Source organism: Chitinophaga sp. 01L420 (assembly GCF_056399985.1).
Map to the genome: position 1 here is coordinate 77,070 of NZ_JBFTSK010000016.1, position 12,197 is coordinate 89,266.

The 12,197-nt window shown below is 45.7% G+C and carries 10 protein-coding genes; 1 reads left to right on the plus strand and 9 read right to left on the minus strand.

Features of this window, described 5'->3' with window-relative positions; translation table 11 throughout:
- Positions 1-31: 31 nt before the first annotated feature.
- A complete protein-coding gene (locus AC1DP6_RS17470; RefSeq protein ID WP_477055983.1) occupies positions 32-1,384 on the minus strand; it encodes an outer membrane beta-barrel protein in 1,353 nt (450 codons plus the stop codon).
- A 389-nt stretch (positions 1,385-1,773) separates the two neighbouring features.
- On the opposite strand from AC1DP6_RS17470, the gene AC1DP6_RS17475 reads away from it, so the two are divergent.
- The gene (locus tag AC1DP6_RS17475; protein WP_477055984.1) at positions 1,774-2,340 is read left to right on the plus strand and encodes a hypothetical protein; all 567 of its coding nucleotides are present in this window, start codon (positions 1,774-1,776) and stop codon (positions 2,338-2,340) included.
- A gap of 72 nt (positions 2,341-2,412) precedes the next feature.
- Here the strand turns inward: AC1DP6_RS17475 and AC1DP6_RS17480 are convergent, their stop codons facing one another.
- From AC1DP6_RS17480 to AC1DP6_RS17515, 8 genes are all read right to left on the minus strand, one after another.
- Complete coding sequence (locus AC1DP6_RS17480; protein ID WP_477055985.1) at positions 2,413-3,843, minus strand: GDSL-type esterase/lipase family protein; 1,431 nt, start codon at positions 3,841-3,843, stop codon at positions 2,413-2,415.
- Positions 3,844-3,904: 61 nt separating this feature from the next.
- Positions 3,905-4,036 carry a hypothetical protein gene (locus tag AC1DP6_RS17485; RefSeq protein ID WP_477055986.1) on the minus strand — a complete coding sequence of 44 codons (132 nt, stop codon included), beginning with the start codon at positions 4,034-4,036 and terminating at the stop codon, positions 3,905-3,907.
- A gap of 48 nt (positions 4,037-4,084) precedes the next feature.
- Positions 4,085-6,259: an FN3 associated domain-containing protein gene (locus AC1DP6_RS17490; RefSeq protein ID WP_477055987.1), complete on the minus strand. Its 2,175-nt coding sequence runs from the start codon at positions 6,257-6,259 to the stop codon at positions 4,085-4,087.
- Positions 6,259-7,284: an NHL repeat-containing protein gene (locus AC1DP6_RS17495; RefSeq protein ID WP_477055988.1), complete on the minus strand. Its 1,026-nt coding sequence runs from the start codon at positions 7,282-7,284 to the stop codon at positions 6,259-6,261. Before AC1DP6_RS17495 ends, AC1DP6_RS17490 begins: the two co-directional genes overlap by 1 nt.
- 15 nt (positions 7,285-7,299) lie before the next feature.
- Positions 7,300-8,751 carry a DUF1501 domain-containing protein gene (locus tag AC1DP6_RS17500; RefSeq protein WP_441575504.1) on the minus strand — a complete coding sequence of 484 codons (1,452 nt, stop codon included), beginning with the start codon at positions 8,749-8,751 and terminating at the stop codon, positions 7,300-7,302.
- A 30-nt stretch (positions 8,752-8,781) separates the two neighbouring features.
- Positions 8,782-11,100 carry a PSD1 and planctomycete cytochrome C domain-containing protein gene (locus AC1DP6_RS17505; RefSeq protein WP_477055989.1) on the minus strand — a complete coding sequence of 773 codons (2,319 nt, stop codon included), beginning with the start codon at positions 11,098-11,100 and terminating at the stop codon, positions 8,782-8,784.
- A 279-nt stretch (positions 11,101-11,379) separates the two neighbouring features.
- Entirely contained in the window at positions 11,380-11,937 is a 558-nt protein-coding gene (locus tag AC1DP6_RS17510; protein ID WP_477055990.1) for a 4'-phosphopantetheinyl transferase family protein, read from the minus strand.
- On the minus strand, positions 11,934-12,188 hold the full coding sequence (locus AC1DP6_RS17515; RefSeq protein ID WP_477022514.1) for an acyl carrier protein: 255 nt from the start codon (positions 12,186-12,188) through the stop codon (positions 11,934-11,936). Before AC1DP6_RS17515 ends, AC1DP6_RS17510 begins: the two co-directional genes overlap by 4 nt.
- Between the last annotated feature and the right edge of the window lie 9 nt (positions 12,189-12,197).

A 12,197-nucleotide genomic window follows, 5' to 3' on the forward strand; every position in this document is an offset into this window, starting at 1 on the left:
TAAGCCTATATTAAAAATCAAACTTTCTCTCTTAGAATCTTACGATCAGGTCCATCGCAGCAGTAAACTGATCTTTACGGGTACCATTATCGTAAGGTGTAATGTCATCACCGTAGGCACGTTCATACCTCACTTCCGGACGAATTCTGAGCAACTTATTAAAGTGATGTACCCACCCGATCGTATGACTGCTGTAAGCAGTCGTATAGCCGGTACGGTTACCCTGCGGATCATTCAGGAAATCATTGCGGATAGACAAATAATCCTTCTCAGCCGACAATTGTATCTGGAAATAGTTCACCAGTCCCACTGCATTGGCAATACCAGGAATCGTGGCACCGAGGCCAGTTCCCATATACCATTCTTTACCCGGACCCTCAATAGCCGTTCCACCTACTGCCGCATCATGTTGCCAGATATAATAAGCTTCGGTATTCATATGTACTTTGTTACTGAAACGGTGTCCCCAGGTACCTACCACCATTTGCAGGTTGTCATGCGCTTCTTTATAATATCCGCGGCCTAATGAGTTAATACCACCGTACAGGGAATTGTTGTTATTGGAAGATACCCAACGTACCATCGCCAAACCATTCACACTGGCAGATTTACTCCAGGGCGCCATATCATTACCCGTATGTATACCACCAGACAGCTGCCAGTGATCGTTTAATTTTAAAATAGCATGCACCCCTGTAAACGTATATGGATCTACTGTAAACATGAGAGAGTGAGAATACAGGTAGTTATCCGGCGCCCACTGCGCTTCAATATCCGCAGGAGAAATAAACCGACCCACTTTTATCAATAATCCCTGCGCTACTTTTGGCAAATACAGCATACCATATACCTGTGTAGGATCATAACCATACAGGTTATTCTTCTTTAACAACTGATCACTGAAAATACCTTTGGCCAGCGTATAACGATAATCAGTACCATAAATATTATCTATCACAAAACCCCAGTCTGCATGCTCTTTCTGCACAGTGTTCGGCTGTCTTTCTACCCGAAGAATCGCCTGATCCAACACCACGCGGTTGGGTACCAGGTTATAGGAAGTAGGCGCATTGGAGTTTTTAGAAGTACTACCGTTTACACCCACATCTATCCAACCGTAAATTTTAATCCGGCTTTTACTTTTAGCCAGACCCAGTAATTTTGTTAAGGGATAATCAGGTGCATCCCATGGGGCACCAATAACTGGTGTGCCTACCCATTCCCCGCTGGGGAAAGGAGGTGAAGAAAGTGGAGAAGGGAGACTCCTCCCATTGGAACCATCTACTGCTACAGTGTTTGTTTTGGTGACTGCTGTGTCTTGCTGTGCATATCCATAAGACAGGGACATTGTCAGGATAAGCGACATTAATAATCCTTTTTTCATGCTTTGTTAAAGTTTATACTTAATCTTCCGATAGTATATCCAATCACATGCCCTGATAGCTGCCATGCAATGCCAGATCCGCACAACTCAGCCCCACAGCCGATCATAGATAGTCAACCAATATCGACTCACCCAAAAAAGAAGCAGAAAAATGATGTCAAAATGAAAAAGTATGTCAAAATGAACAACTCTTTTAGTAAAATTGCAGGATAAACCCGGCATGTTATTAATTTGACTAATATTCTCATTATAACATGGTGATAAAATCACCTTACACCAGAACAAGTAAACGGTAAATTCAATACTGTAGCAGGTTTAACATTCCTTTTACCGCGTTATTACGTTCGGGCATTTCTCTTGCATTTGTTATGGCATAAAACAACAAAATCATGAAAAGGTTGAAGAGTATTACAGGAATGGTCCTATTACTGATGAGCATCAGCATGGCCGTAAGCGCACAAAAAAAGATAACAGGAATCTATCGTAATATGAATGATTACCTGGGAAACCAACTTACCTATGCCCGGGACAGCAGCAATACACCCGCAATTAAGCTTTACACACTTGCGCCCAAAAGTTATGTTACCATACAATACAAGGGTAACCACATACACCTGAACAAAAATGAAATATTTGCCTATCGGCTGAACAATGGTGAAGTGTATAGAATAATTGGAAACCACAGTTACCAGCTGCTGAATAATAATCCGCGGTTATTATTATATAAAAGAAAAATACCAGCTTCTCCCAAAGAAGGACCGGAAGATCAGTTTAAATACTATTTCTCTGCCGCCAATGGCAGCCTGCAATCACTGACCGCCTGGAATGTAAAACAGGCCTTTGCAGATCATGCTACTTTACCGGATCAGATAGATGCACTATTTAAAAGAGATGCTGAACTATTGACTTATGATAGTTTTCATAAGATGTATAAACTCGAATGGTTGTTGAAATAGCAGTTAGCCATTAGCTTTTAGCTGTTAGTGTTTCTGCTAGCACCGCTGATCTGAAATGCTAACAGCTAAAAGCTAATGGCTAACAGCTGTTTTCAATATAAAATCTACTATCGGTGTGGGGTCCGGGAAACTATGCGGATGATGCGCAAAACCCGGTTTATGCATTACCGTTATATCGCCACCGGCTGCACGAATTTTTTCTTCAAAAGGCAACGTGTTTTCTGCCGGAGGCACATCTACATCTGCATCCGCCAATACGTGCAGCATCGGATATTTCCCTTTCACGATCTCTTTTACTTTATATAACGGGCTGCCTTTAAATGCCAATGCCGCTTCATCTGTGGCCAGGTTATAATCCTTTTTGAAAGTCTCCCATTCCTTGCGGTTAGGCATTTGCTTTTTAAACTGAATACCAGGCCAGCTCACCAGATCCAGTACGGGATTGTCTACATACACAGCAGCTACCTTATCCGGATTCACGGCTGCCCAGTTATACACATATACTGCGCCCCTGCTCATTCCTTCCATCACGGCTTTAGGAGCTAATCCTTTTTGGTGAAGCATTGCATAAAAATCGTCCCATAGCTGAATGGCTTCTTTGTTGCCAAACAACTCCGAAGCATCACAATACACCAGGTGGAAACCTCTTTCCAGTAAGGCAATGTCGGTCTGCGGTTCATGTCCCCAGAAACGGGCCCGCCAGATCCATGGATAGCCCCCTGCTTCCCGCGCAGGTGCCACTACTTTACAGGCATGTCCTTTGAAATTAAAATCAGCACAACGATAACCAAAAAAGGGGCTAATAGATACCTGACCAGGCAGGTGGTTTGTCAGGTTCAAAGAAGACGCCTGTTTAAAATGAACAACTTCACACAGCGTCTTCGCCATCATGGTAGTACCTTCCAGTTCCGGATGAATACCATCCGGTAACAAGGCCGGTTTACCAATGAACAGGGCATTCAGATTTACTACTTCCAGAGAGGTTTCAAAAGCTACCTGTCTTACTTTAGGTAAAATTTTATTTGTAATCACCGGATCCCAGATCTGAGTAGTATCGGGTACAAAAGACACAATCGGTAATAATAGCAGGATGCGGGGATGAGTAGGCAACGATTGGAATGCATGGATCATATCCTTATAATCCTTCTCATATTCATCCAGGTATACCCGGTTCACCAGCTTACTATCGTTACCTCCCAGGTCAATCAGCACGATGTCCGGTTCACTGTCCAGGGCATCCTTGTATTGTTGGGTATTCCGGTAAGGATGATCTCCTTTTTTTAATAAAGTAGTGCTGCTCACGCCGTAGTTGGTCACCTGGTAACCCGCTCCCAGCAATTGTCCCAGCTGAGCAGGATAAGATTGCGTTTCCGGGTGGGCGAGTCTGGCGCCGGCGCAGATACTTGCACCCAGACAAGCAATTTTAATCGGCTTTGCGGGACCTGCAAAAAGAGGCATGCTATAAAGCATGGTCAGTAATAAAATAAAATACCGGGATGTCATATGCATAAGTTATACGTGGAATAATGCGGTGTTAAGATAATAAATTATTCCACTTATCCCCTTACAGTTGTTCTTTTACCCAATACAGCAATCCGTTTAACTTCCCAAAGCCATTAGTGGCGAACAGATACTGCCCGCCACTAATCTTACCTTCAATGTCCGCTGCTATTTCTTCGTATTTATATAGTTTCATCTGTTTATCCGCTACGGTTACCTGATAAAGGCAGGCGAATTATAACAGCTAATTAAACAGTACTTCATCTGCAAATACCCATCCCGGGGATCCCTTGCCTGGATGCCATTCTGGTAGCTTTGCCACTGGTGCCAGCACCACCTTTACACAAGCCAGTGTGGTAAGCGGAAAACTGCATTCAATATCCATGGCGGCGGCAGGATCATCTTTTTTACCGGCAGCTGGTAAAATACGTTTCAGCAGTTTCAGATGTTGTGCATCTGCACCTCCCCATATCTCTACTTTGGCAGGAGGGAAAATATACCCGTTAATATTTCGTAAGATACCTACCGAGATGGTTTTCAGCGGGACCGCTTTTTTAAACAACAACACCGCCTCCATAGACGTTCCGTTGTATCCCAGCCATTTCCCGTTGCCCTGGTCCATACCTCCTTTCTGTCCGTCTGTCAATGTTTTAGCGCCACTACCCGCATACGTACCGCTGGGTTGCGTGAGCAGCACCCCACTGTCAGGGGTATACGAAGATTTGTAAAAACTGTATTGTACCGGATCACTCGCATACCAGCCCTGCTTGCAGGCGATGGCACGAATAGTGGTATTGCCTGCCAATAACAGACTATCTTTAAACACAGGAGAGTTTATACTATCCGGCATAGAGCCATCTGTTGTATAACGTATTTCCACGCCCTTAATAGGATGCTTCAACAACAACTCTATGCTATTGGTAAAAATCATGGCTGTATTCAGCAGTTGAGGCTGATTCAGCTTCAGTGGTTGCTTACCATCATCCATAAATCCTTTGATCACTGCTACCTGTTTAAAGACTGTTTGCGCCTGTTGGAGATCTGCAGCCGATAACGCGGTGTTCCACAGGTACAGCTCTTTTAAAGCAGGCGCTTTTTTCAACGCCTGTAGCTGTGCCAGCGTAACAGTAGTACCCGACAGGGAAAGACTTTCCAGGTGGGGTAACCCTGCCAGCGATGCCAGCGTTTGTCCTTTCAGGTTAGTAAAGCTCAGATTGAGCACCCGCAGCTGATCAAACTGAGATATCGTTTTCAGATCTGCATCCTGTACCGGCATCTTCTGCAGGTGCATTTCAATGATCTGCTTTTTCAAAGGCAACAGCTCTTCAATAGACTTACTGCTGAACTGATCTTTGTTATAGCAGTTCACAATTAGTGGTGCAGCATGCAGGGCTATCGGGTAAATAACGCGGTAGTTGTTATTCAGTTTCTGCACCAGCTTTTCATCTGCCTCAGCAAAATCATATACCGCCTCTACCTTCGCTGCAGGTTGCAACATAGTAGCGGCTATCAGACGGAGACTATCGTGCACGGGCAATGCGGCCACTTTTGTTTTGAAGTCAGCGCCTGCTTTTATCCAGTAATACAATAATGCGATTTCTTCCGGCGTCAACTGAGGCTTACCTGCGGGAGGCATATGCTTTTTAGCATCTAACGGCATATGCAGTCTTTCCAGCAACAGGCTCACTTCCGGCTTACCGGCAACAAACAGCTTCCCGCTCTTACCTCCTTTCAGGAGTTGTTGAGGTAAGTCCATAGCCAGTTCTCCTTTTGCTTTGCCCGCGTTGTGGCAATTCATACATTTTTCTTCCAGCACCGGCTTCACCAGGTGCTCATACACCAGCGCCTGATCAAATGGTACCTGCGGGCCTTTCCCGGCTGGTGTTACCGGCGCCAGTACAAAGTTCTCACCATGCGTAATATCTGCGCCAAAATGGCCTGTAATGACCAATAGCAGCATCGTGATGGCCACGCCCCCTTTCTGCAGCAGCGGACGGGGTATCGCAGACTGCCCCAGCCAGTATAAAGCGGAAGCCAGCCAAAACATACTCACCCCACTCCATTTATGCCATTGCAATATACCACTGCCGTTGTACCCTTCCTCTTTGGACAAAAACAAGCCCATGATAACGGTAACGGCTGCACTGAGTGCACCGGCTAATAATAAAACTGCTGTCAGTTGCTGCTTCCAGGATTCCGCGGCAGGCTCACGTAAACGAATAAACGTTAACACGCCGGCAATCATGATCAGCACAATAGGAAAATGCAACAGCAAAGGATGCATGCGTCCCAGTACCTGCAGCCAGGGCGGTAATACCACCTGGTTATTAAAGATCAGTAAAAAGAGAATGAAAATATTTGCTGCAAACAGTACGTTACTGCCTGCAGACTGCCACCGAAAGCGCTGTTTCAATATCATTACACCCTCCTGAGTTTATAGGGATATACTTTCCCAGCATTCCACTGCGCTACGTATAAATTTTCGTCATTGTCCACACATACATCATGCGGATGAACAAATATTTTTTCTGCCTGCTGCATCGGCTGCAGCTGACCATTGGTATATACCGGTGCGGTACCGCCAATATTGGAAACTACCTTATTATCCTTGTCCAGCACCGTCACAAAACCGCTGCCATTCAAATCCATATTGGGTGAGCGCAATACGGCTGCATACAAATGATCTCCTTTTATGACCGCACGGCAAACACAGGCCCCTGGCAGTGCAATCACTTCCAGCAATTTTCCCTCCATGCTGAAGCGTTTGAAACAGTTACGCGTTCTATCAGTAACAATCAGCGTAGGCGTACCCTGACGATGATCCACGCAGATGCCGTGTGCATTGTCCAGGTGTTCATCTCCCGTACCTTTTCCGCCCCAATAACCCAACAGCTTTCCATTGCGGTCGTAGCGCATCACATACTGCGCACCATAACCATCAGCAATGTAGAAATCGCCGTTGGCTGCTACCGTGGTTTCAGTAGGTACAAACTCTTCTTTCTTCTTATACATACCTGTTTCCGCAGGATAATCGATGGTCAGCAGTATTTTACCGTCCATGGTAGTTTTATACACCTGGTGCTTTTCTGTATCCGTAATAAACAGGAATTCGGTGCCGTTCTCATTACTGAGGGTAAGACCGTGTGCACCAGGAAATTCATGACCCCAGTTTTCCAGTAATTTGCCGGATTTATTGTAGACGAGAATATTGTTTTTCGTTTCATTGGTCAGCAACAGGATACGTCCTTTTTTGTCCTGCACCATTTCATGGCAATCCTTCACCGGATACCTGCTGCTATCCAGGGTTCCCCACTTCGTATCGAGCGAATAGCGCATATTATTGTGGCCATATACCGGTCCTTTGGGCTTCGCAAAAAGATCGCGGGAAATGTAAAAGGAGGCGGTTACTAACGCCGATGTCTGTAGGAATTTTCTTCTTTCCATAATACGTTTATTTTATCAGGCCATCAATCCCGGTATTACTTTACCGGCAACATCTGTAAGCCGGTAACGGCGACCCTGGTGTTTAAAAGTTAATTTTTCGTGATCCAGTCCCATGAGGTGTAAAACAGTAGCATGGAAATCATGCACATGTACCGGATCCTTAATAATGTTGTAACCAAATTCGTCTGTTTCTCCGTACACGCCCGGCTTTACGCCACCACCGGCCATCCAGATGGAAAAGCAGCGGGGATGATGATCGCGGCCGTAGTTGTCTGCCGTCATTTTACCCTGGCAAAAATTAGTGCGGCCAAATTCACCACCCCAGATCACCAGTGTTTCATCCAGCAAACCACGTTGTTTCAGGTCAGTGATCAGCGCCGCGGATGCACGGTCTACATCTTTCGCCTGTCCGGCCATTTCATTCGGCAGATTGCCATGCTGATCCCAGCCCTGGTGATACAACTGGATAAAGCGAACCCCACTTTCAGAAAGCTTCCTCGACAACAAACAGTTGGCCGCGAAAGTGCCTGGTACCAGGCAGTCCGGCCCATAAAGCTTAATGATATCATCTGATTCTTTAGAGAGATCTGTCAGCTCCGGCACCGCCGTCTGCATACGATACGCCATTTCATACTGCTGTATCTTGGTAGCGATTTCCGGATCACCAAATTCCTTAAACGACTGATCATTCAATGCTGACAACTGATCCAGCATCTGCCGGCGATTAGCCATATCAATACCATCCGGGTTATTCAGGTACAACACCGGGTTTTCACCACTGCTGAACTGTACGCCCTGATGAATGCTATCTAAAAATCCATTGGACCATAATTTGGAATATACCCCCTGCCCGTTTCCTTTACCTCTGGAAAGCAACACACAAAAGGCAGGTAGGTTTTTGTTTTCGCTACCCAAACCATAACTCATCCAGGAGCCAAAGCTGGCACGGTTTCCCTGCTGCGCGCCCGTTTGAAAAAATGTCAGCGCCGGATCGTGATTAATGGCCTCTGTAAACATTGATTTAACGATACAGATATCATCCACTACTTTGGCGGTATGCGGAAACAGGTCACTGATCCAGGCTCTGGACTCACCGTATTGTTTGAAGTCGTAGTGAGACCCTACCAGCGGAAACGATGTCTGACCGGAAGTCATCCCGGTTAAACGTTGCCCCATGCGGATAGATGGAGGCAACTCCTGCCCCATCATTTCCCGCAGCTTAGGTTTATAGTCGAAGCTCTCCAGCTGAGACGGTGCACCGTTCTGAAACAGGTAAATAATTCTTTTGGCTTTAGGTGCAAAATGCGGCATGCCCGGAATAAACGGGGCTTCCTCTGCACCGGATTTACTAAAGATGTCTGGTATCAGCAAAGAACCCAGTGCCAGACTCCCCACGCCCAAACTTAGTCGTGACAAGAATTTCCGGCGGTTCATATTCAGGTGGCGCTCTATAAATTCGTTTTTCATCTTCCTGTATTTGAAAGGGTGACTGCCCGGTTATGTTTTTGACAATGTTTCTTCCAGATTATAAATAGTGGTGATCACCTGCATCATGGCTGCCCATGAAGCATTATCCAGGTTGGTAGCCATCGGATACTCACCCTGATGCAACAGCTTCACCGCGTTTGCAGGTTGTTGTTTATACAGTTGCTGCTGTTGCTCATAATACTTTTGTAACCGTGCGAGCTCCTGTTGCTGCGGTGTGCGGCAAACTATTAAACGAAACGCCTGTTCAATATTCCTGGCAGCATTATTATCTTTTTGCAATAGCCGTGAAGCCAGTACCCTGGAGGCTTCCAGTACGGTGGGATCATTCAGCATAATCAGCGCCTGCAACGGTGTATTGGTACTGCTACGTTTCACTTCACACTGATCACGGTTACTGGCATCGAAGATCATCATCGAAGGCGGTGGAACGGTACGTTTAATAAAGGTGTACAATCCCCTGCGATAAAGACTTTCACCATGATCCTGTTTATACCTGGCGAGGATACCCCTGCCTGAAGTAGCCATTTCCCATAATCCTTTCGGCTGGTATGGCTTTACACTGGGGCCACCAATGGTGTGTACCAGCAAACCACTGCTTTGCAGTACCAGGTCACGCACCAGTTCTGCCGGCAGGCGGAAGCGTGGACCACGGGAGAGGCAAATATTTTCCGGATCAATTTTTTGCTTTTCTTTGGATGTCACAGCCGACTGACGATAAGTAGCCGACATCACCAGTTGTTTCATGAGTCGTTTTATATCCCAGCCATGCTGCATGAAATCGGTAGCCAGCCAGTCGAGCAACTGCGGATTAGTAGGCAGATCTCCCTGCATACCAAAGTCGCCCGTACTTTTAACGATGCCTCTGCCAAAGATTTCCTGCCATTGCTGGTTCACGAAAACCCTTGCAGTGAGTGGGTTGCGCTTATCAAACAACCACTCCGCGAGTCCCAAACGGTTAGCAGGGTACTGCTTTATATCGAAGGGCAGTACCGAATGCGGTGTTTCCGGTGTAACTTCCAGCGTAGGGTTATCATAGTTACCACGGCCAAGGATATACGTTTTTCGGGTGGTATCTCTTTCACCCATCACAGATACAATCAGTTTATTGGTATCCTGTTTATTGATGAAATGTAATACGCCCTGCAGATCTTCTTTGGTGATCTCCATATACGGCGTCTTGGCGTAGGTTTCAGGGCCGCCTACAGCAGACTGCAATCCTACTTCTTTTACATTATTAAAGAAGGCGAAGAGCTCATAATATTCTTTTTGTGAAAAAGGATCGTACTTATGATCATGACAGTGGGCACACTCGATGGTGATGCCCAGCATACTTTTACCAAAGGCGTTGGTACGGTCAGTCACGTACTCTATGCGATATTCTTCATCTATCACACCCCCTTCTTCCGTGATTTTATGATTACGGTTATAGCCGGATGCCAGCAATTGTTCGCGGGTAGCGCCTGGCATGATATCGCCGGCCAGTTGCCAGGTAATAAATTCTTTGTAAGACAGGTTTTCATTGAATGCATGAATCACCCAATCACGCCAGGGCCACATACTGCGGTAGTTATCGTCCTGGTAGCCGTGGGAGTCTGCATAGCGGGCTACATCCATCCAGTGAATGGCCATTTTTTCGCCATAGGCGGTATCCTGTAGCAATTCATCCACCATGCGCTCATAACCTTGTGCGCTGGTATCCTTTGCAAAGCGCGCCATCCTTTCGGGAGAAGGTGGCAACCCCGTCAGATCCAGGCAAACACGTTTCAGGAGTCTTTCATGATCCGCTACCGGATTAGGTTCCAGCCCTTTTGTTTCCATATGCGCCAATACAAACCGGTCTATTTCATTGCGCGGCCACTGTGCATTGTTAACAGCCGGCAACGCGGGTGCAACCGGTGCTACAAAGGCCCAGTGAGGCTTGTATTGTGCGCCCTGTTTAATCCATTTCTCGATCAGTTTGATTTCATAACCGGTGAGCGACATATTGGAAGAAGGCGGTGGCATACGCATAGACGTATCCTTGGTGCTGATACGCTGGTATAATACCGATGCCATCGGATTTCCGGGCACCAGGGCATGCGCTCCGGGCGTTTCTCTTAATGCTTTATAGGCACTGTCTCCAATATCCAGCCGCAATCCGGCTTCCCGCTTATTAGCATCAGGACCATGACAGGCATAGCACTTGTCTGATAAAATAGGCCGGATATTAAAATTGTAATCTACAATTTCAGGTAGTTTTTCTTCCTGTTTATCGGCTGTTCCTCCACTATTACACGCATATAATACAATCAGGAAGCCGACGGTCAGTCTTACATAACGTTGGAACATATCTTTCTTAGTTAAATGTTCATTGCACACTTATTTTTGATAATCGCGGTAATTACAAAACATAGCAGGGATACCTGCCGATGATCAATCACTATAGCTGTTGGTTGTTTTTCTTGTTCTTTCGGTAAATATCGGCCATTAATACATAGGTTTTTGGCACTATCTTGCCTCAAACTAACACTATTTTACCAATATGTATATACATACCTACAAGAAAGCAGAAAGCCATCGAAGCGAACAGGAGCTTTAGTATCCGCTTCAGTAGCTTTAAGCTTTCTGCTAACTATGAAATGCCGGCATTTTCACCACCCCTATATACTTTCCATGATGACTTATGGAAACTGGCCGGCTTTTGCCGGTATAACGGTCATGAATATACGGTATGCCGTATTCATCTTTATAAAATACCTGCGAAGCAGGCAGTATATGCTGCAGATAATCCGGGTACGAATAATAGCGGGTAAAAACAGCGCTGTCCTGCAGCAACTGCAGACTTTCTGCCGCATGGGTGTGAATACAGGAGCCGATTCTGCTACTCTGGAAATAATAAACCTGTTGTTGGTAAATAACACTACCCGCAACGGTGGCAGGGGAATATGGAAAAAGATAACAGGCAAATTGCTGTGGGGCAAACTTTCTTTCGCGGGTACTGCGGTGAACGATTTTATAAACGGCTTCCTTGCAACTCCATAGCAACCAGAGCATGGTAGCAGGATGGACCGCCTTTTCAATCATATCTTTTTCATGGGACAAAAATAATTTATCCTGGAATCCTTTGCGGTAAATATTGCTTTCGCGCTCCGCCAGGTGAAGGTCTACAATGTCGTTGCCAATCACTTTTCTTTCAGCTTTGCTTCTACAATATCGATAGCAGCCTGCACATTCAGCATACGCTCCATTTCTTCGTTTTGAATAACGATATCATATTTTTCTTCCACATCCAGTACTACATCTACCAGGTTAGCGGAATTAATTTTCAGGTCGGTAATAAAATCAGTGGAAGCATTGATTGCTGCCAGGGCTTCCTGGTTCTTGGCATAAGGCCGTACTATTTCTCTTAATTGCGCAATGAATATTTCTTGATCCATGTTTTATTG

What these genes read in the sequence shown, in the direction of transcription:
- AC1DP6_RS17500 (WP_441575504.1), bottom strand. Translation starts at nt 8,751, where the DNA reads ATGAAAAACGAATTTATAGAGCGCCACCTGAATATGAACCGCCGGAAA.
- AC1DP6_RS17480 (WP_477055985.1), bottom strand. Translation starts at nt 3,843, where the DNA reads ATGACATCCCGGTATTTTATTTTATTACTGACCATGCTTTATAGCATG.
- AC1DP6_RS17495 (WP_477055988.1), bottom strand. Translation starts at nt 7,284, where the DNA reads ATGGAAAGAAGAAAATTCCTACAGACATCGGCGTTAGTAACCGCCTCC.
- AC1DP6_RS17490 (WP_477055987.1), bottom strand. Translation starts at nt 6,259, where the DNA reads ATGATATTGAAACAGCGCTTTCGGTGGCAGTCTGCAGGCAGTAACGTA.
- AC1DP6_RS17485 (WP_477055986.1), bottom strand. Translation starts at nt 4,036, where the DNA reads ATGAAACTATATAAATACGAAGAAATAGCAGCGGACATTGAAGGTAAG.
- AC1DP6_RS17515 (WP_477022514.1), bottom strand. Translation starts at nt 12,188, where the DNA reads ATGGATCAAGAAATATTCATTGCGCAATTAAGAGAAATAGTACGGCCT.
- AC1DP6_RS17505 (WP_477055989.1), bottom strand. Translation starts at nt 11,100, where the DNA reads ATGTTCCAACGTTATGTAAGACTGACCGTCGGCTTCCTGATTGTATTA.
- AC1DP6_RS17475 (WP_477055984.1), top strand. Translation starts at nt 1,774, where the DNA reads ATGAAAAGGTTGAAGAGTATTACAGGAATGGTCCTATTACTGATGAGC.
- AC1DP6_RS17470 (WP_477055983.1), bottom strand. Translation starts at nt 1,384, where the DNA reads ATGAAAAAAGGATTATTAATGTCGCTTATCCTGACAATGTCCCTGTCT.